Origin of the sequence: Micromonospora terminaliae (genome assembly GCF_009671205.1) — a bacterium.
GTDB classification, from domain to species: Bacteria; Actinomycetota; Actinomycetes; order Mycobacteriales; family Micromonosporaceae; genus Micromonospora; species Micromonospora terminaliae.
This window is the reverse complement of record NZ_CP045310.1, coordinates 1-24912: the sequence shown is the minus strand read 5'-3', so window position 1 is coordinate 24912 and position 24912 is coordinate 1. Positions and strand designations below refer to the sequence as shown.

Below are 24912 nucleotides of genomic sequence, written 5' to 3'. Positions count from 1 at the left end.
GTGGTGGCGAACGCCCCGTACGTGCCGAGCGACGCGGTGGCCATGCTGCCGCCGGAGGCGCGGCTGCACGAGGCCCCGGTGGCGCTGGACGGCGGCGCGGACGGGCTGGCCGTGCTGCGCCGGGTGGCCGCCGGCGCGGCCGAGTGGCTGGCCCCCGGTGGGCACCTCGCGGTGGAGGTGAGCGCCGGCCAGGCCACGGCGCTCTGCGCCATCCTCACCGACGCCGGCCTGGACCCGTCCGTGGTGCACGACGACGACCTGGAGGCCACCGCCGTCACGGCCCGCCGCCCCGGGTGAGGCGCCCGGCCCCGCCCACCCGGGCGGGCCGCGCGACCGTGGCGGGACCCCGCGGCGGCAACTAGCCTCAGGTCAGGCTCGGCGGGAGGCGGTGGCGGTGGGCAGTGCGGGTGTGCCGGTGGTGGTGGGTCTGGACAACGGCGGCACGAGCAACAACGCCACCGTGCTGACGGTCGACGGCCGGTTCCTGGTGGACGGGCTGGTCGAGATCCCGAGCGAGGTCCAGGCCGGTCCGGAGGCGGCGATCGAGGCTCTCGCCCGGGCCCTGGACGGGGTGCTGGCGCTCACCGGGGTGCCCCGCGAGCTGGTCCGCGCGGTCGGGCTGGACACCCCCGGCCCGGCCAGCGCCACCGGGGTGATCTCCTCGCGCGGCTCGACCAACTTCTCCCAGCCCGCCTGGCGCGGCTACGACGTGCGCAGCGCGCTGGAGCACCGGCTCGGCCTGCCCGTGGTCTACGCCAACGACGGCAACGCGGCGGCCCTCTACGCCCACCACACGCATTTCGGCGCCGACGCGATGGCCCGGTCCTCGGTCGCCGCGATCGTGGGCACCGGGCTCGGTGGCGGCGTGGTCGAGAGCGGCCGGGTGGTCGGCGGTGCGGCCGGCATGGCCGGCGAGTTCGGGCACGTGCACATCCCGCTCGACGGGCTGCTCGGGCCGGGCCAGCCGGTGCCCGTGTGCGCCTGCGGCTTCGCCGGCGACGTGGAGAGCGTCGCCTCGCTCACCGCCATCGCGAACAACCTGCTGCCGTACTGGCTGGGCCGGTTCCCGGGGCACCCGCTGGCCGCCGAGGAACCGGCCCGGGCGGCGAAGCTCGTCCGCGGCTACGGCGAGCGGGGCGACCCGCTGGCGCGCGAGCTCTTCACCCAGCAGGCCATGGCGCTGGGTCGGCTGTTCACCATCGCGGCCAACTTCACCGACCCGCACGCGTACTTCGTGGGCGGCGGGGTGGTGGAGGCGGCGCCGGAGTTCCGCGACTGGTTCCTGGCCACCGTGCGGGAGCACACCGTGCTCCGCGCCGAGCAGCGCGCGGTGGCGACCTTCGCGCTGGTGCCCGACCGGGACATGGCCGGGGCGCGCGGGGTGGCCATCGCGGCGCTGGAGGCGGTCCGCGGCGGGGCCGCCGCCGGCCCGCTGGTCGCCGGCTGAGCCGCGGCGTCGCCGCCCGGCGGACCAGGGCCGGCGGGTCAGGGCCGGCGAGTCAGGGGCGGCGGATCAGGGCTGCCGGATCAGGGGCGCGGCGGGGCGTCGGTGAAGGCGGCCCAGGCGGCCGGGCGGAACACCAGCACCGGGCCGGCCGGGTCCTTGGAGTCGCGGACCGCGACCGCCTCCGGCAGCGGCGCCATCTCGACGCACGCGCCCTCATCGCCGCTGTGGCTGCTCTTGCGCCAGCCGGTCACCGGCCGTCGGTGGCTGTTCGTGCCGTTCATGCTTCCTACCTCTCGTTCAGCAGGCGGAGCAGCTCGTCCCGGCTGGCCGCCGGGCTCAGCGCCACGGTCCGCAGGTGCTCCATGATCTTCGTGCAGGTGCGCAGGTCGCCCGGCCGGTCCAGCACCATCTGCCCGGCGACCGTCTCCACCGAGGCGATGATCGGGTCCTCCGGGTCGGCGAACTCCAGGATGTGCAGCGACCCCCGGGTCCCCCGGTGGTATCCGGCGGAGAGGGGGATCACCTGCACGGTGATGTTCGGCAGTTCGGCCATCTTGAGCAGGTGCTGGAGCTGACCCCCCATCACGGTCCGGTCCCCGACCGGGCGCAGTAACGCCCCCTCGTCGATGATGGCGTCGAGGATCGGCGGATCGTCACCCGTGAGCCGTTGCTGGCGGTCGAGGCGCAGCTTGACCCGCTGCTCCACCTGCTCGTCGCTGAGGGTGTGCGGGCCACCGCGCATCACTCCCCGGATGTAGTCGGCGGTCTGGAGCAGGCCGGGCACCACCGACGGCTCGAAGTTCGCGATGCCGGTCGCCTCCGCCTCCAGGGCGATGAAGTCGATGGTCCGCCGGTCCAGCAGGTACGAGTAGGAGACCCACCAGCCCGGCTTGCGGGCGTCCTTGGCGAGCTGCACGGCCGCGGCGATCTCGTCGGGCCCCACCCCGTAGAGGGTGAGCAGCGCCCGCACGGTGGCCGGGCTGACCAGCGTCTGCGCGTTCTCGTAGCGGGACAGGGTGCTGCGGGTGCTGTTGATCTCGTCGGCCGCGGCCTCCAGGGTGAGGCCGGCGGCCTCCCGGTGGGTCCGCAGGGCGATGCCGAGCCGTCGGGCCCGGGCGGTCTTCGGCGCCATGCATCGATGGTCGCACATCAACGGGAGCTTGGGCATGAGAGAAGATCGATGAGAGTTGCATTCACGCGTGTCCACCTGTCAATCTGTGACGGCGTCCTCACCGCCGGTTGTCGTGGCGACGGTGGTGGTGAGCGACCGGAGGGGATGGGGCGCGCGGCGATCGGGTTTTACTCCCCCACGACCCGATCGTCGCGTGCCCCGACCGGCACACCGGACGGGGAGGAGCGGCGATGACGGTGACGGCCTGCCAGCCGGCGGACGAGGGCGGGCGGGGATGACCCGGTTCCTCGTGGTCCTCACCGACGTGCGTCCCCTCGACGGCCTCTGGCGCAACGAGCGCACCAGCCCCGAGCGGCGCCGGCAGGTCGTCGGCGCGAGCAGCCGCGAGGCGGCGGACCGGATCGCCGGCGCCTTCATGGCGCTGGGCATGGTCCGCGCCGGCCGGCAACGGGTCAAGGTCATCGCGGTCGGCCGCCGGCCGCGCACCCCGGATCACCTCAACTGAACCGGGCCCGCCCCCGGATCGCGGCGACGGGGGCGGGGAGCCGGGCGGCCGGTGGCAGGTCCCGCCGCCGGCCGCCTGGCCTGACCGCCGCCCATCCGGTTACTCCCCGTATACGACTCGTTGACCGGCTGCGGCCTGCTGTGCCGTCTCCCCGGGTATCCACCACCGACGCTCGCCACGCACAGTAAGGTCAAGCGGGTGAGCGCCCCCGGCGAGCACGGCCAGCCGCAGTCGTGGACGAAGAGGTGACCGGAGTGACCACCCCAGGTAAGACCCGCGTGGCGATCGTCTTCGGCGGCCGCAGCCCGGAGCACGGCATCTCCTGCGTCAGCGCCGGCAGCGTGCTGGCCGCCCTCGACCCCGACGAGTTCGAGGTCGTGCCGGTCGGCATCACCCGGCAGGGCCAGTGGGTGCTGGCCAGCGGCGACCCCGGCCAGCTCGCCATCGCCGACCGCAAGCTCCCCGAGATCACCGCCGGCTCCGGCGCCGAGCTTGTGCTGCGCGCCGACCCGGCCGTGGGTGGCCTCATGGTGCTCGACCCGACCCAGGGTCCGGTGGCGCTGGCCGACGTGGACGTGGTCTTTCCGGTGCTGCACGGCGCGTACGGGGAGGACGGCACCATCCAGGGGATGCTGGAGATGGCGGACATCCCCTACGTCGGTGCGAACGTGTTCGCCTCGGCGGCCGCCATGGACAAGGAGTTCACCAAGAAGCTCTGCGCCGCCGAGGGCATCCCGGTCGGCCCGTACGTGGTGCTGCGCGCCGGGATGACGCTGACCGAGGAGGACAAGGAGCGCCTCGGCCTGCCGGTCTTCGTGAAGCCGTCCCGCGCCGGTTCGTCGTTCGGCATCACGAAGGTCGACGACTGGGCGCAGCTCGACGCGGCGGTCGCCACGGCCCGGGAGATCGACACGAAGGTGCTCGTCGAGGGCGCGATCGTGGGCCGCGAGATCGAGTGCGGCGTGCTGGAGGGCGAGGCCGGCGGCGCCCCGGAGGCGTCGGTGCTGGCCGAGGTGCGGGTGGTCTCCGGCCACGACTGGTACGACTTCGAGGCCAAGTACATCGACGACGCCTGCGAGTACGACATCCCGGCGAACCTGCCCGAGCACGTGACCCGGCAGGTGCGCGAGTACGCCACGCGCGCGTTCACCGCGCTGGACTGCTCCGGCCTGGCCCGGGCCGACTTCTTCGTCACCCCGGAGCTGGACGTCTATCTCAACGAGATCAACACCATGCCGGGCTTCACCCCGACCTCGATGTTCCCGCGCATGTGGGCGGCCAGCGGGCTGGAGTATCCGAAACTGGTCAACCGGCTCATCCGCACCGCCCTGCGCCGCGCCGGCCGCTGACTCCGCGGCCGGCGCGGCGACGGTCAGGCGGAGCAGCCGGACGGTGCCGTCTTCGCGGCGGGCACCGAGGCGACCACCGCGTCGGAGATCGGCGTGACCCACTGGAGCGGCTGCTCGTACTGCTTCGGCACCCGCACCCGCACCGGGGTCTCCCGGTCGACGGTGGTCAGCACGGTGGCGTCGGCCTCCTGCACGGCATGCCAGCAGACCTTGTTCACCGACCACACCTCGTCGGTGGGCTGCACGATCGGCGGCGTGCCGCCGCAGGCAACGGTGAGCGCCGGATCGCCGTACGCGGCGTTCTGCTCGGCGCCCGCGGTGACCGGACGCTGCGCCAGGTCGCGGACGGTCGCCGGCAGCTGCGACACCAGGGCGCGGCACACCGTGGCGGGCCGCTCGGCCAGGGCCGGGGCCGGCAGCTCGACCGGCGCGCTCGACTGCGGCCGGGCGGCGGACGCCGACGGACTCGGCGCGGCGGCCGGGGAGTCCGGGGCGAGCTTGGCGAAGGTGAACCCGGCCACCGCCAGGGTGACCGGCACCGCGACGAGGGTGGCCCAGAGCGCGGCGCTGCGGGTCGACCGGTCGCGGCGCGCCGGGCGGGACTCCTCGGCGGCGGGGGAGGACGTGATCTCTTCCACTTACAGGCGCACCACCGAACACGTGAGGGTGCGGGTGATGCCGGGCACCAGCTGCACCTTGCTGACGATGAGTTTGCCGAGCTCGTCGACGGTGTTCGCCTCGGTGAGGACGACCACGTCGTAGGGCCCGGTGACGGCGTCGACGCGTACCACGCCGGCGAGGTCCGCGATCTGACCGGCCACGTCACGTGCGCGACCGACCTCCGTCTGGATGAGGATGTACGCCTGTACCACGACTCGACCTCCGTCCGTCGCCGCTTCGGCGGCCCGAAGGGTGAAACTACCCTACGGAGCGGCCCTGATCTGTCTCGGTCGCCGGGGGACCGCGGTGAGCGAGCACACGTGGGGCAGTGGTGGCGGGACTGCGGAGCTGGAAGAGCGCGACGAGGGGACGGCATGACGGTCGCGGGTGTCGGTGAGTTCGGGCTGATCGACCGGGTGACCGCCCGGTTGGCCCAGGGGGAGAGCTGCCTGCTCGGCCCCGGAGACGACGCGGCGGTGGTGGCGGCGCCGGACCGGCGGGTGGTCGCCTCCACCGACGTGCTGGTCGAGGGGCGGCACTTCCGCCGGGACTGGTCGGGGGCCCGGGACGTGGGGCACCGGGCCGCGGCGGCCAACCTGGCCGACATCGCGGCCATGGGGGCCACCCCGACCGCGCTGCTGGTCGCCCTCTGCATGCCGGCGGACCTCGACCCGGGCTGGGCCGAGGAGCTGGCCGACGGGCTGGGCGCCGAGGCGGCCCTGGTGGGCGCGAGCGTGGTGGGCGGGGACATGTCCGCCAGCCCGACGCTGACCGTCGCGGTGACCGCCCTGGGTGACCTGGCCGGCCGGCCGCCGGTGGTCCGCTCCGGCGCCCGCCCCGGCGACGTGGTGGCCCTCGCCGGGCGCACCGGCTGGGCGGCCGCCGGCTACACCGTGCTGTCCCGGGGGTTCCGCACGCCCCGGCTGCTCGTGGAGGCGTTCCGCCGCCCCGAGGTGCCCTACGCCGCCGGCCCGGAGGCCGCCGCGCACGGCGCCACCGCCATGATCGACGTGTCGGACGGGCTGCTCGCCGACCTGGGGCACGTGGCGAAGGCCAGCGGGGTGGCCGTCGACCTCACCCGGGAGGCGTTCGAGGTGCCCCGGCAGATGCGCGACGCGGCGCAGGCGCTCGGCGTCGACCCGTACTCGTGGATCCTGGCCGGGGGCGACGACCACGCGCTGGCGGCGACCTTCCCGGCGGAGGCGACGCTGCCGGCGGGCTGGCGGCCGGTCGGGCGGGTGATCGAGGGAACGGGGGTGACCGTCGACGGCACGCCGTACGCGGGCCCGGCCGGCTGGGACCACTTCCGCCGGGGGGAGTGATCTGCGTCCGATGCGGGTGATCGGGCCACCGGCGGGCCGGGGACCGGCCGTACGCTTGCATCCCGTGAGTGAGATCGAGATCCGGGCGCAGCGCTTCGACGCGCCCGAGTCGCAGGCGTTGATCCGGGCGGCCCTGGCCGACCTCGGCGCGCGGTACGGCGGCAACGGCGACGACACCCCGGTCGACGCGGCCGAGTTCGAGCCGCCGGCCGGCACCTTCCTGGTGGCCTACCTCGACGGGGAGCCGGTGGGCTGCGGCGGGTGGCGCAGCCACGGCGACGACACGGCCGAGCTGAAGCGGATGTACACGGCGCCGGCGGCCCGGGGCCGGGGCGTGGCCCGAGCGGTGCTCGCCGCCGTCGAGCGGTCCGCCCGGGACCACGGCCGCAAGCGGATCATCCTGGAGTGCGGCGACAAGCAGCCCGAGGCGATCGCCATGTACACCTCGGCCGGCTACGAGCGCATCCCGAACTTCGGCTTCTACCAGGACGCGCCCGGCTGCCTCTCGTACGGCCGCACGCTCTGACCCGCGCCGTCAGCCGGCGGTGATCCGGATCTCGCCGGCGGCCTTGCGGGCGGCGCTCTCCGCGTCGGTGGGGGTGGCGCCCCAGGCCAGCAGGTGCCCGCTGCGGTGCGCCGAGGAGAGCAGCTCCGGCACCTGGTCGCCGACCTTCGCCTCGATCTGCACGTCGAGCACACCGGGCACCCGCAGGGCGGCCCGGCGGCCGTCCACCGCGGTGGGGCGGGTCACCGCGGTGGACGGCCGCCGGGCCGCCCTGCGGGTGCCCGGTGTGCTCGACGTGCAGATCGAGGCGAAGGTCGGCGACCAGGTGCCGGAGCTGCTCTCCTCGGCGCACCGCAGCGGGCACCTGCTGGCCTGGGGCGCCACCCCCACCGACGCGGAGAGCGCCGCCCGCAAGGCCGCCGGCGAGATCCGGATCACCGCCGGCTGACGGCGCGGGTCAGAGCGTGCGGCCGTACGAGAGGCAGCCGGGCGCGTCCTGGTAGAAGCCGAAGTTCGGGATGCGCTCGTAGCCGGCCGAGGTGTACATGGCGATCGCCTCGGGCTGCTTGTCGCCGCACTCCAGGATGATCCGCTTGCGGCCGTGGTCCCGGGCGGACCGCTCGACGGCGGCGAGCACCGCTCGGGCCACGCCCCGGCCCCGGGCCGCCGGCGCCGTGTACATCCGCTTCAGCTCGGCCGTGTCGTCGCCGTGGCTGCGCCACCCGCCGCAGCCCACCGGCTCCCCGTCGAGGTAGGCCACCAGGAAGGTGCCGGCCGGCGGCTCGAACTCGGCCGCGTCGACCGGGGTGTCGTCGCCGTTGCCGCCGTACCGCGCGCCGAGGTCGGCCAGGGCCGCCCGGATCAACGCCTGCGACTCGGGCGCGTCGAAGCGCTGCGCCCGGATCTCGATCTCACTCACGGGATGCAAGCGTACGGCCGGTCCCCGGCCCGCCGGTGGCCCGATCACCCGCATCGGACGCAGATCACTCCCCCCGGCGGAAGTGGTCCCAGCCGGCCGGGCCCGCGTACGGCGTGCCGTCGACGGTCACCCCCGTTCCCTCGATCACCCGCCCGACCGGCCGCCAGCCCGCCGGCAGCGTCGCCTCCGCCGGGAAGGTCGCCGCCAGCGCGTGGTCGTCGCCCCCGGCCAGGATCCACGAGTACGGGTCGACGCCGAGCGCCTGCGCCGCGTCGCGCATCTGCCGGGGCACCTCGAACGCCTCCCGGGTGAGGTCGACGGCCACCCCGCTGGCCTTCGCCACGTGCCCCAGGTCGGCGAGCAGCCCGTCCGACACGTCGATCATGGCGGTGGCGCCGTGCGCGGCGGCCTCCGGGCCGGCGGCGTAGGGCACCTCGGGGCGGCGGAACGCCTCCACGAGCAGCCGGGGCGTGCGGAACCCCCGGGACAGCACGGTGTAGCCGGCGGCCGCCCAGCCGGTGCGCCCGGCGAGGGCCACCACGTCGCCGGGGCGGGCGCGGAGCGGACCACCGGCGGCCGGCCGGCCAGGTCACCCAGGGCGGTCACCGCGACGGTCAGCGTCGGGCTGGCGGACATGTCCCCGCCCACCACGCTCGCGCCCACCAGGGCCGCCTCGGCGCCCAGCCCGTCGGCCAGCTCCTCGGCCCAGCCCGGGTCGAGGTCCGCCGGCATGCAGAGGGCGACCAGCAGCGCGGTCGGGGTGGCCCCCATGGCCGCGATGTCGGCCAGGTTGGCCGCCGCGGCCCGGTGCCCCACGTCCCGGGCCCCCGACCAGTCCCGGCGGAAGTGCCGCCCCTCGACCAGCACGTCGGTGGAGGCGACCACCCGCCGGTCCGGCGCCGCCACCACCGCCGCGTCGTCTCCGGGGCCGAGCAGGCAGCTCTCCCCCTGGGCCAACCGGGCGGTCACCCGGTCGATCAGCCCGAACTCACCGACACCCGCGACCGTCATGCCGTCCCCTCGTCGCGCTCTTCCAGCTCCGCAGTCCCGCCACCACTGCCCCACGTGTGCTCGCTCACCGCGGTCCCCCGGCGACCGAGACAGATCAGGGCCGCTCCGTAGGGTAGTTTCACCCTTCGGGCCGCCGAAGCGGCGACGGACGGAGGTCGAGTCGTGGTACAGGCGTACATCCTCATCCAGACGGAGGTCGGTCGCGCACGTGACGTGGCCGGTCAGATCGCGGACCTCGCCGGCGTGGTACGCGTCGACGCCGTCACCGGGCCCTACGACGTGGTCGTCCTCACCGAGGCGAACACCGTCGACGAGCTCGGCAAACTCATCGTCAGCAAGGTGCAGCTGGTGCCCGGCATCACCCGCACCCTCACGTGTTCGGTGGTGCGCCTGTAAGTGGAAGAGATCACGTCCTCCCCCGCCGCCGAGGAGTCCCGCCCGGCGCGCCGCGACCGGTCGACCCGCAGCGCCGCGCTCTGGGCCACCCTCGTCGCGGTGCCGGTCACCCTGGCGGTGGCCGGGTTCACCTTCGCCAAGCTCGCCCCGGACTCCCCGGCCGCCGCGCCGAGTCCGTCGGCGTCCGCCGCCCGGCCGCAGTCGAGCGCGCCGGTCGAGCTGCCGGCCCCGGCCCTGGCCGAGCGGCCCGCCACGGTGTGCCGCGCCCTGGTGTCGCAGCTGCCGGCGACCGTCCGCGACCTGGCGCAGCGTCCGGTCACCGCGGGCGCCGAGCAGAACGCCGCGTACGGCGATCCGGCGCTCACCGTTGCCTGCGGCGGCACGCCGCCGATCGTGCAGCCCACCGACGAGGTGTGGTCGGTGAACAAGGTCTGCTGGCATGCCGTGCAGGAGGCCGACGCCACCGTGCTGACCACCGTCGACCGGGAGACCCCGGTGCGGGTGCGGGTGCCGAAGCAGTACGAGCAGCCGCTCCAGTGGGTCACGCCGATCTCCGACGCGGTGGTCGCCTCGGTGCCCGCCGCGAAGACGGCACCGTCCGGCTGCTCCGCCTGACCGTCGCCGCGCCGGCCGCGGAGTCAGCGGCCGGCGCGGCGCAGGGCGGTGCGGATGAGCCGGTTGACCAGTTTCGGATACTCCAGCCCGCTGGCCGCCCACATGCGCGGGAACATCGAGGTCGGGTGAAGCCCGGCATGGTGTTGATCTCGTTGAGATAGACGTCCAGCTCCGGGGTGACGAAGAAGTCGGCCCGGGCCAGGCCGGAGCAGTCCAGCGCGGTGAACGCGCGCGTGGCGTACTCGCGCACCTGCCGGGTCACGTGCTCGGGCAGGTTCGCCGGGATGTCGTACTCGCAGGCGTCGTCGATGTACTTGGCCTCGAAGTCGTACCAGTCGTGGCCGGAGACCACCCGCACCTCGGCCAGCACCGACGCCTCCGGGGCGCCGCCGGCCTCGCCCTCCAGCACGCCGCACTCGATCTCGCGGCCCACGATCGCGCCCTCGACGAGCACCTTCGTGTCGATCTCCCGGGCCGTGGCGACCGCCGCGTCGAGCTGCGCCCAGTCGTCGACCTTCGTGATGCCGAACGACGAACCGGCGCGGGACGGCTTCACGAAGACCGGCAGGCCGAGGCGCTCCTTGTCCTCCTCGGTCAGCGTCATCCCGGCGCGCAGCACCACGTACGGGCCGACCGGGATGCCCTCGGCGGCGCAGAGCTTCTTGGTGAACTCCTTGTCCATGGCGGCCGCCGAGGCGAACACGTTCGCACCGACGTAGGGGATGTCCGCCATCTCCAGCATCCCCTGGATGGTGCCGTCCTCCCCGTACGCGCCGTGCAGCACCGGAAAGACCACGTCCACGTCGGCCAGCGCCACCGGACCCTGGGTCGGGTCGAGCACCATGAGGCCACCCACGGCCGGGTCGGCGCGCAGCACAAGCTCGGCGCCGGAGCCGGCGGTGATCTCGGGGAGCTTGCGGTCGGCGATGGCGAGCTGGCCGGGGTCGCCGCTGGCCAGCACCCACTGGCCCTGCCGGGTGATGCCGACCGGCACGACCTCGAACTCGTCGGGGTCGAGGGCGGCCAGCACGCTGCCGGCGCTGACGCAGGAGATGCCGTGCTCCGGGCTGCGGCCGCCGAAGACGATCGCCACGCGGGTCTTACCTGGGGTGGTCACTCCGGTCACCTCTTCGTCCACGACTGCGGCTGGCCGTGCTCGCCGGGGGCGCTCACCCCTTGACCTTACTGTGCGTGGCGAGCGTCGGTGGTGGATACCCGGGGAGACGGCACAGCAGGCCGCAGCCGGTCAACGATCGTATACGGGGAGTAACCGGATGGGCGGCGGTCAGGCCAGGCGGCCGGCGGCGGGACCTGCCACCGGCCGCCCGGCTCCCCGCCCCCGTCGCCGCGATCCGGGGGCGGGCCCGGTTCAGTTGAGGTGATCCGGGGTGCGCGGCCGGCGGCCGACCGCGATGACCTTGACCCGTTGCCGGCCGGCGCGGACCATGCCCAGCGCCATGAAGGCGCCGGCGATCCGGTCCGCCGCCTCGCGGCTGCTCGCGCCGACGACCTGCCGGCGCCGCTCGGGGCTGGTGCGCTCGTTGCGCCAGAGGCCGTCGAGGGGACGCACGTCGGTGAGGACCACGAGGAACCGGGTCATCCCCGCCCCCCGCCCTCGTCCGCCGGCTGGCAGGCCGTCACCGTCATCGCCGCTCCTCCCCGTCCGGTGTGCCGGTCGGGGCACGCGACGATCGGGTCGTGGGGGAGTAAAACCCGATCGCCGCGCGCCCCATCCCCTCCGGTCGCTCACCACCACCGTCGCCACGACAACCGGCGGTGAGGACGCCGTCACAGATTGACAGGTGGACACGCGTGAATGCAACTCTCATCGATCTTCTCTCATGCCCAAGCTCCCGTTGATGTGCGACCATCGATGCATGGCGCCGAAGACCGCCCGGGCCCGACGGCTCGGCATCGCCCTGCGGACCCACCGGGAGGCCGCCGGCCTCACCCTGGAGGCCGCGGCCGACGAGATCAACAGCACCCGCAGCACCCTGTCCCGCTACGAGAACGCGCAGACGCTGGTCAGCCCGGCCACCGTGCGGGCGCTGCTCACCCTCTACGGGGTGGGGCCCGACGAGATCGCCGCGGCCGTGCAGCTCGCCAAGGACGCCCGCAAGCCGGGCTGGTGGGTCTCCTACTCGTACCTGCTGGACCGGCGGACCATCGACTTCATCGCCCTGGAGGCGGAGGCGACCGGCATCGCGAACTTCGAGCCGTCGGTGGTGCCCGGCCTGCTCCAGACCGCCGACTACATCCGGGGAGTGATGCGCGGTGGCCCGCACACCCTCAGCGACGAGCAGGTGGAGCAGCGGGTCAAGCTGCGCCTCGACCGCCAGCAACGGCTCACGGGTGACGATCCGCCGATCCTCGACGCCATCATCGACGAGGGGGCGTTACTGCGCCCGGTCGGGGACCGGACCGTGATGGGGGGTCAGCTCCAGCACCTGCTCAAGATGGCCGAACTGCCGAACATCACCGTGCAGGTGATCCCCCTCTCCGCCGGATACCACCGGGGGACCCGGGGGTCGCTGCACATCCTGGAGTTCGCCGACCCGGAGGACCCGATCATCGCCTCGGTGGAGACGGTCGCCGGGCAGATGGTGCTGGACCGGCCGGGCGACCTGCGCACCTGCACGAAGATCATGGAGCACCTGCGGACCGTGGCGCTGAGCCCGGCGGCCAGCCGGGACGAGCTGCTCCGCCTGCTGAACGAGAGGTAGGAAGCATGAACGGCACGAACAGCCACCGACGGCCGGTGACCGGCTGGCGCAAGAGCAGCCACAGCGGCGATGAGGGCGCGTGCGTCGAGATGGCGCCGCTGCCGGAGGCGGTCGCGGTCCGCGACTCCAAGGACCCGGCCGGCCCGGTGCTGGTGTTCCGCCCGGCCGCCTGGGCCGCCTTCACCGACGCCCCGCCGCGCCCCTGATCCGGCAGCCCTGATCCGCCGCCCCTGACTCGCCGGCCCTGACCCGCCGGCCCTGGTCCGCCGGGCGGCGACGCCGCGGCTCAGCCGGCGACCAGCGGGCCGGCGGCGGCCCCGCCGCGGACCGCCTCCAGCGCCGCGATGGCCACCCCGCGCGCCCCGGCCATGTCCCGGTCGGGCACCAGCGCGAAGGTCGCCACCGCGCGCTGCTCGGCGCGGAGCACGGTGTGCTCCCGCACGGTGGCCAGGAACCAGTCGCGGAACTCCGGCGCCGCCTCCACCACCCCGCCGCCCACGAAGTACGCGTGCGGGTCGGTGAAGTTGGCCGCGATGGTGAACAGCCGACCCAGCGCCATGGCCTGCTGGGTGAAGAGCTCGCGCGCCAGCGGGTCGCCCCGCTCGCCGTAGCCGCGGACGAGCTTCGCCGCCCGGGCCGGTTCCTCGGCGGCCAGCGGGTGCCCCGGGAACCGGCCCAGCCAGTACGGCAGCAGGTTGTTCGCGATGGCGGTGAGCGAGGCGACGCTCTCCACGTCGCCGGCGAAGCCGCAGGCGCACACGGGCACCGGCTGGCCCGGCCCGAGCAGCCCGTCGAGCGGGATGTGCACGTGCCCGAACTCGCCGGCCATGCCGGCCGCACCGCCGACCACCCGGCCGCTCTCGACCACGCCGCCACCGAGCCCGGTGCCCACGATCGCGGCGACCGAGGACCGGGCCATCGCGTCGGCGCCGAAATGCGTGTGGTGGGCGTAGAGGGCCGCCGCGTTGCCGTCGTTGGCGTAGACCACGGGCAGGCCGAGCCGGTGCTCCAGCGCGCTGCGCACGTCGTAGCCGCGCCAGGCGGGCTGGGAGAAGTTGGTCGAGCCGCGCGAGGAGATCACCCCGGTGGCGCTGGCCGGGCCGGGGGTGTCCAGCCCGACCGCGCGGACCAGCTCGCGGGGCACCCCGGTGAGCGCCAGCACCCCGTCCAGGGCCCGGGCGAGAGCCTCGATCGCCGCCTCCGGACCGGCCTGGACCTCGCTCGGGATCTCGACCAGCCCGTCCACCAGGAACCGGCCGTCGACCGTCAGCACGGTGGCGTTGTTGCTCGTGCCGCCGTTGTCCAGACCCACCACCACCGGCACACCCGCACTGCCCACCGCCACCGCCTCCCGCCGAGCCTGACCTGAGGCTAGTTGCCGCCGCGGGGTCCCGCCACGGTCGCGCGGCCCGCCCGGGTGGGCGGGGCCGGGCGCCTCACCCGGGGCGGCGGGCCGTGACGGCGGTGGCCTCCAGGTCGTCGTCGTGCACCACGGACGGGTCCAGGCCGGCGTCGGTGAGGATGGCGCAGAGCGCCGTGGCCTGGCCGGCGCTCACCTCCACCGCGAGGTGCCCACCGGGGGCCAGCCACTCGGCCGCGCCGGCGGCCACCCGGCGCAGCACGGCCAGCCCGTCCGCGCCGCCGTCCAGCGCCACCGGGGCCTCGTGCAGCCGCGCCTCCGGCGGCAGCATGGCCACCGCGTCGCTCGGCACGTACGGGGCGTTCGCCACCACCAGGTCCAGCCGCCCCCGCCACCGGGCCGGCAGCGGCGCGAACAGGTCGCCCTGGTAGACCGGCACGCCCAGCGGGGTCAGGTTGCGCCGGGCGCAGGCCACCGCGGCCGGGTCGACGTCGGCGGCGGCCAGCCAGCGGGGCGCCAGCCGGCCGTGCAGCACCAGCGCGGCGGCGCCCGAACCGCAGCAGAGGTCGAGCACGGCGGGCGACGGGCCGGCCACCGCCGCGGCGGCGGTGACCAGCAGGGCGGTCCGCCCGCGGGGCACGAACACCCCGGGGTCGACGGCGACCCGCAGGCCGCAGAACTCGGCCCAGCCGAGCAGGTGCTCGAGCGGCAGGCCGGCGACCCGGCGGTCGACCAGGTCGGTCAGCGCCTCGGCCGAGTCGGCGGCGGCGATGAGCAGCTCCGCCTCGTCCTCGGCGAAGACGCAGCCGGCGGCGCGCAACCGCCGGACGAGGGCGGGACGGTCCGGGGAGAACAGGGTGGCTGGCATGGCAGGCCTTTCGGAACGCTCGTCGGCGCTCCCGGCGTCGCCTAACCCTGGGGCGACGCGGACTCGGAGGGAGCGCCGGTCCTCTGCTGGTGGATCGGTCTCACCTCCTCCGGTCGGGGCCCACGCGGGCCGCTGCTGCCCCGTCAGCGTAGCGGAGCGGCCGGGCCGGCGTCAGGCCGCGTCGAGCGCGGCGGTCACGTCGGCGACCAGGTCGGCGGCGTCCTCGATGCCACAGGAGAGCCGGACGAAGCCGGGCGCCGTGTCGTCCCCCCACTGGGCCCGGCGGTCGGCGGTGGTGTGCAGCCCGCCGAACGAGGTGGCGGCGGACACCAGCCGGGACGCGTCGAGGAACCGGGCGACCCGGTCGGCGTCACCCAGGTCGAAGGAGAGCACGCCCGGCATCCGTCGCATCTGGACCGACGCCACCGCGTACGCCGGGTCGGTCGCCAGCCCCGGCCAGCGCAGGCCGGTGACATCGTCGCGGCCGGCGAGCAGCCGGGCCAGCGCCTCGGCGTTGGCGGTCTGCCGGCCCAGCCGCAGGTCCACGGTCGCCAGCGAGCGGTGGGCCAGCCAGCAGTCGAACGGCCCGGGCACCCCGCCGGTCGTGGTCCGCCAGGCGGTCACCGCGTCGAGCAGCTCGGCCGAGCGGGTCGCCACGTAACCGAGCAGCAGGTCCGAATGGCCGGTGAGGGCCTTGGTGCCGGAGGCGACCACCACGTCGGCGCCGAGCTCCAGCGGGCGCTGCCCGAGCGGGGTGGCGGTGGTGTTGTCGACGGCCACCAGCGCTCCGGCGCCGTGCGCCGCGACAGCCAGCGCCGGCACGTCGGCCACGTCCAGGCCGGGGTTCGCCGGTGTCTCCAGCAGCACCAGCCGGACGCCCTCGAACGACGGGTACGGGCCGGCCGTCGGCACGAAACCGACGCGTACCCCGATGCCCTCCAGGGTGGCGGTGGCGAAGGCGCGCACCGGGAAGTAGCCGTCGGCGGGGAGCAGCACGGTGTCGCCGGGGCGCAGCAGGGCCAGCAGCAGCCCCGTGATGGCCGCCTGGCCGCTGGCGAAGACCCGGCAGTCGCCGCCCTCCAGCTCGCCGACGGCCGCCTCCAGCAGCCGCCGGGTGGGGTTGTCCGGCCGCCCGTACCCGTTGGGGGTCGCCTCCGGCCCCCGCCACGGGTCCAGGTGGTACGGCGCCGCGAAGACCGGCCCGGGCAGGAAGGGCTGGCCCGGTTCCGGCGCGGGCAGCCCGGCGTGCACGCTGCGCGTGCCGTCACCCCACTCGTCGGTCATCGCCGCCTCACTCGTACGACTCGGGCTTCGCGGTGCGGCTCATGAGGGCGTCCACGGCGAGCCGCGGGTCCATCCCCTCGTGGCAGATCCGCTCGATCTGCTCGGTGATCGGCATCTCGACGCCGTGCGCCCGGGCCAGGTCCCGGATGGCGAGGCAGCTCTTCACGCCCTCGGCGGTCTGCCGGGTGGCCGCCTGCGCCTGCTCCAGCGTCTCCCCCCCCCGGCCCAGGTGCTCGCCGAAGGTGCGGTTGCGGGCCAGCGGCGACGTGCAGGAGGCCACGAGGTCGCCCATGCCGGCCAGCCCGGCGAAGGTGATCGGATCGGCGCCCAGGGCCACGCCAAGCCGGGCGGTCTCGGCCAGGCCGCGGGTCATGAGCATGGCGCGGGTGTTGTCGCCGAAGCCCATGGCGGTCGCGATGCCGTACGACAGGGCGATCACGTTCTTCACGGCTCCGCCCAGCTCGCAGCCGATCACGTCGTCGTTGGTGTACGGCCGGAAGTACGGCGTGCGGATCGACGACTGCACCAGGGCGGTCCGGCGGCTGTCGGTGCCGGCGACCACGGTCGCGGCCGGCTGCTCGGCGGCGATCTCCGGGGCCAGGTTGGGGCCGGAGACGACGACCACCCGGTCGGCCGGCACCCCGGCGGTCTCCATGATCACCTGGCTCATCCGCTTGGTGGTGCCCAGCTCGATGCCCTTCATGAGTGAGACGAGCGTGGCGTCCGGGTCCAGGTACGGGGTCCACTCGGCGAGGTTGCCGCGCAGCGTCTGCGACGGCACGGAGAGCACCACCACCTCGGCGCCGGCGATGGCCTCCTCGGCGTCACCGGTCGCGGTGACCCGGTCGGGCAGCCGCACGTCCGGCAGGTAGTCCGGATTGTGGCGCCCGGTCCGGATCGCCTCGGCCACCGAGGCGCGCCGGGCCAGGATGGTCACCTCCCGGCCGGCGTCGGCAAGGATCTTGGCGAAGGCGGTGCCCCACGAGCCCGCTCCCAACACCGCGACATGCCCGCTCACTGCGCCACCTTCGTTCGCGACTGCGGGGCTCGCAACACCGGCTCACTCCTCGCGCTCACTCGGTCACCTCGGGCGTACGCGTCCGGGCCGGCCGCTCCCACAGCGGCGGCGGTGTGCCACCGCGGATCTCCGCCACCAGGTCCCGGATCCGCAGCATGATCGTGTCGGTCATCTCCTCCAGGATCGCCCGGGTCGGCGTGGCGCCCGCCCACCGGCTCAGGTCGACCGGCGGCCCGGCGACCACCGTCACCGGGGTACGCGGGCGCAGCCCGACGCGGGCGGTCCGCGGGTCGAACATCTTCTCCGGGCCGACCATGGCGACCGGGATCACCGGGGCGCCGGTGGCCAGCGCCAGCCGGGCCGCGCCGGTCTTGCCCTTCATGGGCCACAGGTCCGGCTCGCGGGTGGTGGTCCCCTCCGGGTAGATCACCACCGCGCCACCCTCGTGCACGGCGGCCACCAGCTTGTCCAGCGACCGGGCCGCCTCGACGCTGCCGCGCTCCACCGGGATCTGCTTGCAGCGGTGCAGGATCCAGCCGATCACCGGCACCCGGAACACGCTGGCCTTGCCGAGGAACTGCGGCCAGCGCCCGGCGTCGTGGATGAAGTGCGCGGACACCAGCGGGTCCGCGTGCGAGATGTGGTTCGGCACGATGATGATCCCGCCCTCGCGGGGCAGGTGCTCCATCCCCCGCCAGGTGCGGCGGGTCCAGACGGTCAACACCGGCTTCACCAGCACCACGGCGAACCGTGGCCAGAATCCCAGCCTCCGCGGTGCCACCCTGCCTCCTCGTTCCGCCCCACGCGCGCGCACGCCCCGGGACGAAATCATGCCTGCTCGCTCGCTCCCGGTCCGGCCAGTGAGGTACCGCCGGGCGGCTGGCAGGATTGTCACGTGCCTGAGCCGACCTGGACCGTGGTGGTGCCGGTGAAGCGCCTCGGGGTGGCGAAGAGCCGCCTGCGCGGGGCGCTGCCCGGCGTACCCCATGAGGAGCTGGCGCTGGCCCTCGCGGCCGACACGGTCCGCGCGGTGCGGGCCTGCCCGGCGGTGGCCCGGGTGCTCGTGGTGACCGACGATCCCCGGGTCGCGGCGGAGGCGACCGCGGCCGGCGCGGCGGTCGCGCCGGACCCGGCGGCCGGCCTGAACGCGGCCTTCCGGCACGGCGCGGCGGTGGCGGCGCGGGCGCCGCCGTGGCCGGCCTGACCGCCGACCTGCCCGCGCTGCGCCCGGCCGCACCTGGCCGCGGCGCTCCGGGCGCGTTCCTGCCGACGGGGGTACGCGGATTCGTGGCCGACGCCCCGGGGCAGCGGCACCGCGCCGCGCCACCCGGCCCTGGCGCCCGGTTCGGCCGGCTCGCGGCGGCCACGGGCGAGCGTGGGCCAGCCGCCGGGCAGCGGCAGCGCCCCGCTCGCCGCGTGCGCCGCCGCCGAGCCGGGCCCGAACCGGGGCGCCAGGGGCACCCCGGGTGGCGCGGCGAGCAGCACGGTGCCGCTGCCCGGGGCGTCGGCCACGAATCCGCGTACCCCGTCGGCAGGAACGGCCCGGAGCGCCGCGGCCAGGTCGGCCGGGCGCAGCGCGGGCAGGTCGGCGGTCAGGCCGGCCACGGCGGCGCCCGCGCCGGCCACCGCCGCGCCGTGCCGGAAGGCCGCGTTCAGGCCGGCCGCCGGGTCCGGCGCGACCGCCGCGCCGGCCGCGGTCGCCTCCGCCGCGACCCGGGGATCGTCGGTCACCACGAGCACCCGGGCCACCGCCGGGCAGGCCCGCACCGCGCGGACCGTGTCGGCCGCGAGGGCCAGCGCCAGCTCCTCATGGGGTACGCCGGGCAGCGCCCCGCGCAGGCGGCTCTTCGCCACCCCGAGGCGCTTCACCGGCACCACCACGGTCCAGGTCGGCTCAGGCACGTGACAATCCTGCCAGCCGCCCGGCGGTACCCTCACTGGCCGGACCGGGAGCGAGCAGGCATGATTTCGTCCCGGGGCGTGCGCGCGCGTGGGGCGGAACGAGGAGGCAGGGTGGCACCGCGGAGGCTGGGATTCTGGCCACGGTTCGCCGTGGTGCTGGTGAAGCCGGTGTTGACCGTCTGGACCCGCCGCACCTGGCGGGGGATGGAGCACCTGCCCCGCGAGGGCGGGATCATCATCGTGCCGAACCACATCTCGCACGCGGACCCGCTGGTGTCCGCGCACTTCATCCACGACGCCGGGCGCTGGCCGCAGTTCCTCGGCAAGGCCAGCGTGTTCCGGGTGCCGGTGATCGGCTGGATCCTGCACCGCTGCAAGCAGATCCCGGTGGAGCGCGGCAGCGTCGAGGCGGCCCGGTCGCTGGACAAGCTGGTGGCCGCCGTGCACGAGGGTGGCGCGGTGGTGATCTACCCGGAGGGGACCACCACCCGCGAGCCGGACCTGTGGCCCATGAAGGGCAAGACCGGCGCGGCCCGGCTGGCGCTGGCCACCGGCGCCCCGGTGATCCCGGTCGCCATGGTCGGCCCGGAGAAGATGTTCGACCCGCGGACCGCCCGCGTCGGGCTGCGCCCGCGTACCCCGGTGACGGTGGTCGCCGGGCCGCCGGTCGACCTGAGCCGGTGGGCGGGCGCCACGCCGACCCGGGCGATCCTGGAGGAGATGACCGACACGATCATGCTGCGGATCCGGGACCTGGTGGCGGAGATCCGCGGTGGCACACCGCCGCCGCTGTGGGAGCGGCCGGCCCGGACGCGTACGCCCGAGGTGACCGAGTGAGCGCGAGGAGTGAGCCGGTGTTGCGAGCCCCGCAGTCGCGAACGAAGGTGGCGCAGTGAGCGGGCATGTCGCGGTGTTGGGAGCGGGCTCGTGGGGCACCGCCTTCGCCAAGATCCTTGCCGACGCCGGCCGGGAGGTGACCATCCTGGCCCGGCGCGCCTCGGTGGCCGAGGCGATCCGGACCGGGCGCCACAATCCGGACTACCTGCCGGACGTGCGGCTGCCCGACCGGGTCACCGCGACCGGTGACGCCGAGGAGGCCATCGCCGGCGCCGAGGTGGTGGTGCTCTCCGTGCCGTCGCAGACGCTGCGCGGCAACCTCGCCGAGTGGACCCCGTACCTGGACCCGGACGCCACGCTCGTCTCACTCATGAAGGGCATCGAGCTGGGCACCACCAAGCGGATGAGCCAGGTGATCATGGAGACCGCCGGGGTGCCGGCCGACCGGGTGGTCGTCGTCTCCGGCCCCAACCTGGCCCCGGAGATCGCCGCCGAGCAGCCGGCCGCGACCGTGGTCGCCGGCACCGACAGCCGCCGGACCGCCCTGGTGCAGTCGTCGATCCGCACGCCGTACTTCCGGCCGTACACCAACGACGACGTGATCGGCTGCGAGCTGGGCGGAGCCGTGAAGAACGTGATCGCCCTGTCGTACGGCATCGCGACCGCCATGGGCTTCGGCGACAACACCCGCGCCATGCTCATGACCCGCGGCCTGGCCGAGACCGCCCGGCTTGGCGTGGCCCTGGGCGCCGATCCGATCACCTTCGCCGGGCTGGCCGGCATGGGCGACCTCGTGGCCTCCTGCACGTCGCCGCTGGCCCGCAACCGCACCTTCGGCGAGCACCTGGGCCGGGGGGAGACGCTGGAGCAGGCGCAGGCGGCCACCCGGCAGACCGCCGAGGGCGTGAAGAGCTGCCTCGCCATCCGGGACCTGGCCCGGGCGCACGGCGTCGAGATGCCGATCACCGAGCAGATCGAGCGGATCTGCCACGAGGGGATGGACCCGCGGCTCGCCGTGGACGCCCTCATGAGCCGCACCGCGAAGCCCGAGTCGTACGAGTGAGGCGGCGATGACCGACGAGTGGGGTGACGGCACGCGCAGCGTGCACGCCGGGCTGCCCGCGCCGGAACCGGGCCAGCCCTTCCTGCCCGGGCCGGTCTTCGCGGCGCCGTACCACCTGGACCCGTGGCGGGGGCCGGAGGCGACCCCCAACGGGTACGGGCGGCCGGACAACCCCACCCGGCGGCTGCTGGAGGCGGCCGTCGGCGAGCTGGAGGGCGGCGACTGCCGGGTCTTCGCCAGCGGCCAGGCGGCCATCACGGGGCTGCTGCTGGCCCTGCTGCGCCCCGGCGACACCGTGCTGCTCCCCGCCGACGGCTACTTCCCGGTGCGCGCCTTCGCCACCGCCACCCTGGAGGGCATCGGGGTACGCGTCGGTTTCGTGCCGACGGCCGGCCCGTACCCGTCGTTCGAGGGCGTCCGGCTGGTGCTGCTGGAGACACCGGCGAACCCCGGCCTGGACGTGGCCGACGTGCCGGCGCTGGCTGTCGCGGCGCACGGCGCCGGAGCGCTGGTGGCCGTCGACAACACCACCGCCACCCCGCTCGGGCAGCGCCCGCTGGAGCTCGGCGCCGACGTGGTGGTCGCCTCCGGCACCAAGGCCCTCACCGGCCATTCGGACCTGCTGCTCGGTTACGTGGCGACCCGCTCGGCCGAGCTGCTCGACGCGGTGACCGCCTGGCGGACCACGACCGGCGGGGTGCCCGGGCCGTTCGACTGCTGGCTGGCCCACCGCTCGCTGGCGACCGTGGACCTGCGGCTGGGCCGGCAGACCGCCAACGCCGAGGCGCTGGCCCGGCTGCTCGCCGGCCGCGACGATGTCACCGGCCTGCGCTGGCCGGGGCTGGCGACCGACCCGGCGTACGCGGTGGCGTCGGTCCAGATGCGACGGATGCCGGGCGTGCTCTCCTTCGACCTGGGTGACGCCGACCGGGTCGCCCGGTTCCTCGACGCGTCCCGGCTGGTGTCCGCCGCCACCTCGTTCGGCGGGCTGCACACCACCGCCGACCGCCGGGCCCAGTGGGGGGACGACACGGCGCCCGGCTTCGTCCGGCTCTCCTGTGGCATCGAGGACGCCGCCGACCTGGTCGCCGACGTGACCGCCGCGCTCGACGCGGCCTGACGCCGGCCCGGCCGCTCCGCTACGCTGACGGGGCAGCAGCGGCCCGCGTGGGCCCCGACCGGAGGAGGTGAGACCGATCCACCAGCAGAGGACCGGCGCTCCCTCCGAGTCCGCGTCGCCCCAGGGTTAGGCGACGCCGGGAGCGCCGACGAGCGTTCCGAAAGGCCTGCCATGCCAGCCACCCTGTTCTCCCCGGACCGTCCCGCCCTCGTCCGGCGGTTGCGCGCCGCCGGCTGCGTCTTCGCCGAGGACGAGGCGGAGCTGCTCATCGCCGCCGCCGACTCGGCCGAGGCGCTGACCGACCTGGTCGACCGCCGGGTCGCCGGCCTGCCGCTCGAGCACCTGCTCGGCTGGGCCGAGTTCTGCGGCCTGCGGGTCGCCGTCGACCCCGGGGTGTTCGTGCCCCGCGGGCGGACCGCCCTGCTGGTCACCGCCGCCGCGGCGGTGGCCGGCCCGTCGCCCGCCGTGCTCGACCTCTGCTGCGGTTCGGGCGCCGCCGCGCTGGTGCTGCACGGCCGGCTGGCGCCCCGCTGGCTGGCCGCCGCCGACGTCGACCCGGCCGCGGTGGCCTGCGCCCGGCGCAACCTGACCCCGCTGGGCGTGCCGGTCTACCAGGGCGACCTGTTCGCGCCGCTGCCGGCCCGGTGGCGGGGGCGGCTGGACCTGGTGGTGGCGAACGCCCCGTACGTGCCGAGCGACGCGGTGGCCATGCTGCCGCCGGAGGCGCGGCTGCACGAGGCCCCGGTGGCGCTGGACGGCGGCGCGGACGGGCTGGCCGTGCTGCGCCGGGTGGCCGCCGGCGCGGCCGAGTGGCTGGCCCCCGGTGGGCACCTCGCGGTGGAGGTGAGCGCCGGCCAGGCCACGGCGCTCTGCGCCATCCTCACCGACGCCGGCCTGGACCCGTCCGTGGTGCACGACGACGACCTGGAGGCCACCGCCGTCACGGCCCGCCGCCCCGGGTGAGGCGCCCGGCCCCGCCCACCCGGGCGGGCCGCGCGACCGTGGCGGGACCCCGCGGCGGCAACTAGCCTCAGGTCAGGCTCGGCGGGAGGCGGTGGCGGTGGGCAGTGCGGGTGTGCCGGTGGTGGTGGGTCTGGACAACGGCGGCACGAGCAACAACGCCACCGTGCTGACGGTCGACGGCCGGTTCCTGGTGGACGGGCTGGTCGAGATCCCGAGCGAGGTCCAGGCCGGTCCGGAGGCGGCGATCGAGGCTCTCGCCCGGGCCCTGGACGGGGTGCTGGCGCTCACCGGGGTGCCCCGCGAGCTGGTCCGCGCGGTCGGGCTGGACACCCCCGGCCCGGCCAGCGCCACCGGGGTGATCTCCTCGCGCGGCTCGACCAACTTCTCCCAGCCCGCCTGGCGCGGCTACGACGTGCGCAGCGCGCTGGAGCACCGGCTCGGCCTGCCCGTGGTCTACGCCAACGACGGCAACGCGGCGGCCCTCTACGCCCACCACACGCATTTCGGCGCCGACGCGATGGCCCGGTCCTCGGTCGCCGCGATCGTGGGCACCGGGCTCGGTGGCGGCGTGGTCGAGAGCGGCCGGGTGGTCGGCGGTGCGGCCGGCATGGCCGGCGAGTTCGGGCACGTGCACATCCCGCTCGACGGGCTGCTCGGGCCGGGCCAGCCGGTGCCCGTGTGCGCCTGCGGCTTCGCCGGCGACGTGGAGAGCGTCGCCTCGCTCACCGCCATCGCGAACAACCTGCTGCCGTACTGGCTGGGCCGGTTCCCGGGGCACCCGCTGGCCGCCGAGGAACCGGCCCGGGCGGCGAAGCTCGTCCGCGGCTACGGCGAGCGGGGCGACCCGCTGGCGCGCGAGCTCTTCACCCAGCAGGCCATGGCGCTGGGTCGGCTGTTCACCATCGCGGCCAACTTCACCGACCCGCACGCGTACTTCGTGGGCGGCGGGGTGGTGGAGGCGGCGCCGGAGTTCCGCGACTGGTTCCTGGCCACCGTGCGGGAGCACACCGTGCTCCGCGCCGAGCAGCGCGCGGTGGCGACCTTCGCGCTGGTGCCCGACCGGGACATGGCCGGGGCGCGCGGGGTGGCCATCGCGGCGCTGGAGGCGGTCCGCGGCGGGGCCGCCGCCGGCCCGCTGGTCGCCGGCTGAGCCGCGGCGTCGCCGCCCGGCGGACCAGGGCCGGCGGGTCAGGGCCGGCGAGTCAGGGGCGGCGGATCAGGGCTGCCGGATCAGGGGCGCGGCGGGGCGTCGGTGAAGGCGGCCCAGGCGGCCGGGCGGAACACCAGCACCGGGCCGGCCGGGTCCTTGGAGTCGCGGACCGCGACCGCCTCCGGCAGCGGCGCCATCTCGACGCACGCGCCCTCATCGCCGCTGTGGCTGCTCTTGCGCCAGCCGGTCACCGGCCGTCGGTGGCTGTTCGTGCCGTTCATGCTTCCTACCTCTCGTTCAGCAGGCGGAGCAGCTCGTCCCGGCTGGCCGCCGGGCTCAGCGCCACGGTCCGCAGGTGCTCCATGATCTTCGTGCAGGTGCGCAGGTCGCCCGGCCGGTCCAGCACCATCTGCCCGGCGACCGTCTCCACCGAGGCGATGATCGGGTCCTCCGGGTCGGCGAACTCCAGGATGTGCAGCGACCCCCGGGTCCCCCGGTGGTATCCGGCGGAGAGGGGGATCACCTGCACGGTGATGTTCGGCAGTTCGGCCATCTTGAGCAGGTGCTGGAGCTGACCCCCCATCACGGTCCGGTCCCCGACCGGGCGCAGTAACGCCCCCTCGTCGATGATGGCGTCGAGGATCGGCGGATCGTCACCCGTGAGCCGTTGCTGGCGGTCGAGGCGCAGCTTGACCCGCTGCTCCACCTGCTCGTCGCTGAGGGTGTGCGGGCCACCGCGCATCACTCCCCGGATGTAGTCGGC

28 protein-coding genes and 6 pseudogenes are annotated in these 24912 nt (G+C 75.4%); 17 read left to right on the top strand and 17 right to left on the bottom strand.

Annotated elements, in window-relative coordinates; genetic code table 11:
• A pseudogene (locus GCE86_RS31350) lies at window positions 1–297 on the top strand (class I SAM-dependent methyltransferase); the annotation flags it as partial.
• Window positions 298–394: 97 nt separating this feature from the next.
• Window positions 395–1447: an ROK family protein gene (locus GCE86_RS31515; RefSeq protein ID WP_154225125.1), complete on the top strand. Its 1053-nt coding sequence runs from the start codon at window positions 395–397 to the stop codon at window positions 1445–1447.
• An 80-nt stretch (window positions 1448–1527) separates the two neighbouring features.
• Here the strand turns inward: GCE86_RS31515 and GCE86_RS31510 are convergent, their stop codons facing one another.
• Both GCE86_RS31510 and GCE86_RS31505 read right to left on the bottom strand, forming a co-directional pair.
• Window positions 1528–1728 carry a DUF397 domain-containing protein gene (locus GCE86_RS31510; RefSeq protein WP_154225126.1) on the bottom strand — a complete coding sequence of 67 codons (201 nt, stop codon included), beginning with the start codon at window positions 1726–1728 and terminating at the stop codon, window positions 1528–1530.
• A gap of 5 nt (window positions 1729–1733) precedes the next feature.
• The gene (locus tag GCE86_RS31505; RefSeq protein WP_154225127.1) at window positions 1734–2579 is read right to left on the bottom strand and encodes a helix-turn-helix domain-containing protein; all 846 of its coding nucleotides are present in this window, start codon (window positions 2577–2579) and stop codon (window positions 1734–1736) included.
• 274 nt (window positions 2580–2853) lie between these two features.
• On the opposite strand from GCE86_RS31505, the gene GCE86_RS31500 reads away from it, so the two are divergent.
• Both GCE86_RS31500 and GCE86_RS31495 read left to right on the top strand, forming a co-directional pair.
• A complete protein-coding gene (locus GCE86_RS31500) occupies window positions 2854–3084 on the top strand; it encodes a hypothetical protein (protein ID WP_154225128.1) in 231 nt (76 codons plus the stop codon).
• Window positions 3085–3338: 254 nt separating this feature from the next.
• Entirely contained in the window at window positions 3339–4433 is a 1095-nt protein-coding gene (locus tag GCE86_RS31495; protein WP_154225129.1) for a D-alanine--D-alanine ligase family protein, read from the top strand.
• A 23-nt stretch (window positions 4434–4456) separates the two neighbouring features.
• Here GCE86_RS31495 and GCE86_RS31490 read toward each other — a convergent pair whose 3' ends face one another.
• Both GCE86_RS31490 and GCE86_RS31485 read right to left on the bottom strand, forming a co-directional pair.
• Window positions 4457–5071, bottom strand: a complete 615-nt coding sequence (locus tag GCE86_RS31490; protein WP_208818060.1) for a DUF3515 family protein — start codon at window positions 5069–5071, stop codon at window positions 4457–4459.
• The gene (locus GCE86_RS31485) at window positions 5072–5305 is read right to left on the bottom strand and encodes an Lrp/AsnC ligand binding domain-containing protein (RefSeq protein ID WP_091268792.1); all 234 of its coding nucleotides are present in this window, start codon (window positions 5303–5305) and stop codon (window positions 5072–5074) included.
• A 162-nt stretch (window positions 5306–5467) separates the two neighbouring features.
• Here GCE86_RS31485 and GCE86_RS31480 point away from each other — a divergent pair, with 162 nt between their 5' ends.
• Window positions 5468–6415: a thiamine-phosphate kinase gene (locus GCE86_RS31480; RefSeq protein WP_154225130.1), complete on the top strand. Its 948-nt coding sequence runs from the start codon at window positions 5468–5470 to the stop codon at window positions 6413–6415.
• Between the two features lie 64 nt (window positions 6416–6479).
• Window positions 6480–6941, top strand: a complete 462-nt coding sequence (locus tag GCE86_RS31475) for a GNAT family N-acetyltransferase (RefSeq protein ID WP_244317138.1) — start codon at window positions 6480–6482, stop codon at window positions 6939–6941.
• Window positions 6942–6950: 9 nt separating this feature from the next.
• Here the strand turns inward: GCE86_RS31475 and GCE86_RS31470 are convergent, their stop codons facing one another.
• Window positions 6951–7166 (bottom strand): hypothetical protein, encoded by a 216-nt coding sequence (locus GCE86_RS31470; RefSeq protein ID WP_244317336.1) that lies wholly within the window; start codon window positions 7164–7166, stop codon window positions 6951–6953.
• A 4-nt stretch (window positions 7167–7170) separates the two neighbouring features.
• Between GCE86_RS31470 and GCE86_RS31465 the strand changes: the two genes are divergently transcribed.
• Window positions 7171–7368, top strand: coding sequence for a hypothetical protein (locus GCE86_RS31465; RefSeq protein WP_244317335.1), 198 nt, complete (start codon window positions 7171–7173; stop codon window positions 7366–7368).
• Window positions 7369–7377: 9 nt separating this feature from the next.
• Here the strand turns inward: GCE86_RS31465 and GCE86_RS31460 are convergent, their stop codons facing one another.
• Together GCE86_RS31460 and GCE86_RS31455 are read right to left on the bottom strand one after the other, a co-directional pair.
• The gene (locus GCE86_RS31460) at window positions 7378–7839 is read right to left on the bottom strand and encodes a GNAT family N-acetyltransferase (protein WP_244317138.1); all 462 of its coding nucleotides are present in this window, start codon (window positions 7837–7839) and stop codon (window positions 7378–7380) included.
• A 64-nt stretch (window positions 7840–7903) separates the two neighbouring features.
• Window positions 7904–8850, bottom strand: a pseudogene (locus GCE86_RS31455) (thiamine-phosphate kinase).
• A gap of 162 nt (window positions 8851–9012) precedes the next feature.
• Between GCE86_RS31455 and GCE86_RS31450 the strand changes: the two are divergent.
• Together GCE86_RS31450 and GCE86_RS31445 are read left to right on the top strand one after the other, a co-directional pair.
• Window positions 9013–9246 carry an Lrp/AsnC ligand binding domain-containing protein gene (locus GCE86_RS31450; protein WP_091268792.1) on the top strand — a complete coding sequence of 78 codons (234 nt, stop codon included), beginning with the start codon at window positions 9013–9015 and terminating at the stop codon, window positions 9244–9246.
• Entirely contained in the window at window positions 9247–9861 is a 615-nt protein-coding gene (locus tag GCE86_RS31445; RefSeq protein WP_208818060.1) for a DUF3515 family protein, read from the top strand.
• Window positions 9862–9884: 23 nt separating this feature from the next.
• On the opposite strand, the pseudogene GCE86_RS31440 reads toward GCE86_RS31445, so the two are convergent.
• Window positions 9885–10978: pseudogene (locus GCE86_RS31440) on the bottom strand (D-alanine--D-alanine ligase family protein).
• A gap of 252 nt (window positions 10979–11230) precedes the next feature.
• A complete protein-coding gene (locus GCE86_RS31435; protein ID WP_154225128.1) occupies window positions 11231–11461 on the bottom strand; it encodes a hypothetical protein in 231 nt (76 codons plus the stop codon).
• Window positions 11462–11738: 277 nt separating this feature from the next.
• Between GCE86_RS31435 and GCE86_RS31430 the strand changes: the two genes are divergently transcribed.
• Window positions 11739–12584 (top strand): helix-turn-helix domain-containing protein, encoded by an 846-nt coding sequence (locus GCE86_RS31430; protein ID WP_154225127.1) that lies wholly within the window; start codon window positions 11739–11741, stop codon window positions 12582–12584.
• A 5-nt stretch (window positions 12585–12589) separates the two neighbouring features.
• A complete protein-coding gene (locus tag GCE86_RS31425; protein WP_154225126.1) occupies window positions 12590–12790 on the top strand; it encodes a DUF397 domain-containing protein in 201 nt (66 codons plus the stop codon).
• An 80-nt stretch (window positions 12791–12870) separates the two neighbouring features.
• On the opposite strand, the gene GCE86_RS31420 is transcribed toward GCE86_RS31425, so the two are convergent.
• The 5 genes from GCE86_RS31420 to GCE86_RS31400 all read right to left on the bottom strand — a co-directional run bounded on the left by GCE86_RS31420 (window position 12871) and on the right by GCE86_RS31400 (window position 17895).
• Window positions 12871–13923: an ROK family protein gene (locus GCE86_RS31420; RefSeq protein ID WP_154225125.1), complete on the bottom strand. Its 1053-nt coding sequence runs from the start codon at window positions 13921–13923 to the stop codon at window positions 12871–12873.
• A gap of 97 nt (window positions 13924–14020) precedes the next feature.
• Window positions 14021–14812, bottom strand: a complete 792-nt coding sequence (locus GCE86_RS31415) for a putative protein N(5)-glutamine methyltransferase (protein ID WP_154225124.1) — start codon at window positions 14810–14812, stop codon at window positions 14021–14023.
• A 171-nt stretch (window positions 14813–14983) separates the two neighbouring features.
• Window positions 14984–16096 (bottom strand): cystathionine gamma-lyase, encoded by a 1113-nt coding sequence (locus GCE86_RS31410; protein ID WP_154225123.1) that lies wholly within the window; start codon window positions 16094–16096, stop codon window positions 14984–14986.
• A gap of 7 nt (window positions 16097–16103) precedes the next feature.
• On the bottom strand, window positions 16104–17114 hold the full coding sequence (locus tag GCE86_RS31405) for an NAD(P)H-dependent glycerol-3-phosphate dehydrogenase (protein WP_154230741.1): 1011 nt from the start codon (window positions 17112–17114) through the stop codon (window positions 16104–16106).
• 55 nt (window positions 17115–17169) lie between these two features.
• Entirely contained in the window at window positions 17170–17895 is a 726-nt protein-coding gene (locus GCE86_RS31400; RefSeq protein ID WP_154225121.1) for a lysophospholipid acyltransferase family protein, read from the bottom strand.
• Window positions 17896–18009: 114 nt separating this feature from the next.
• On the opposite strand from GCE86_RS31400, the pseudogene GCE86_RS32280 reads away from it, so the two are divergent.
• Window positions 18010–18479 (top strand): annotated as a pseudogene (locus tag GCE86_RS32280) (2-phospho-L-lactate guanylyltransferase); the annotation flags it as partial.
• On the opposite strand, the pseudogene cofC reads toward GCE86_RS32280, so the two are convergent.
• Window positions 18480–19016 (bottom strand): annotated as a pseudogene (cofC, locus tag GCE86_RS31390) (2-phospho-L-lactate guanylyltransferase); the annotation flags it as partial.
• A 111-nt stretch (window positions 19017–19127) separates the two neighbouring features.
• Here cofC and GCE86_RS31385 point away from each other — a divergent pair.
• The 5 genes from GCE86_RS31385 to GCE86_RS31365 all read left to right on the top strand — a co-directional run bounded on the left by GCE86_RS31385 (window position 19128) and on the right by GCE86_RS31365 (window position 24149).
• Window positions 19128–19853 carry a lysophospholipid acyltransferase family protein gene (locus tag GCE86_RS31385; protein ID WP_154225121.1) on the top strand — a complete coding sequence of 242 codons (726 nt, stop codon included), beginning with the start codon at window positions 19128–19130 and terminating at the stop codon, window positions 19851–19853.
• A 55-nt stretch (window positions 19854–19908) separates the two neighbouring features.
• The gene (locus GCE86_RS31380) at window positions 19909–20916 is read left to right on the top strand and encodes an NAD(P)H-dependent glycerol-3-phosphate dehydrogenase (RefSeq protein ID WP_154225122.1); all 1008 of its coding nucleotides are present in this window, start codon (window positions 19909–19911) and stop codon (window positions 20914–20916) included.
• A gap of 7 nt (window positions 20917–20923) precedes the next feature.
• Window positions 20924–22036 (top strand): cystathionine gamma-lyase, encoded by a 1113-nt coding sequence (locus tag GCE86_RS31375; protein WP_154225123.1) that lies wholly within the window; start codon window positions 20924–20926, stop codon window positions 22034–22036.
• A gap of 171 nt (window positions 22037–22207) precedes the next feature.
• Window positions 22208–22999: a putative protein N(5)-glutamine methyltransferase gene (locus tag GCE86_RS31370; protein WP_154225124.1), complete on the top strand. Its 792-nt coding sequence runs from the start codon at window positions 22208–22210 to the stop codon at window positions 22997–22999.
• A 97-nt stretch (window positions 23000–23096) separates the two neighbouring features.
• Entirely contained in the window at window positions 23097–24149 is a 1053-nt protein-coding gene (locus GCE86_RS31365; protein WP_154225125.1) for an ROK family protein, read from the top strand.
• Between the two features lie 80 nt (window positions 24150–24229).
• Here the strand turns inward: GCE86_RS31365 and GCE86_RS31360 are convergent, their stop codons facing one another.
• On the bottom strand, window positions 24230–24430 hold the full coding sequence (locus GCE86_RS31360) for a DUF397 domain-containing protein (protein ID WP_154225126.1): 201 nt from the start codon (window positions 24428–24430) through the stop codon (window positions 24230–24232).
• Window positions 24431–24435: 5 nt separating this feature from the next.
• Window positions 24436–24912: pseudogene (locus GCE86_RS31920) on the bottom strand (DUF5753 domain-containing protein); the annotation flags it as partial.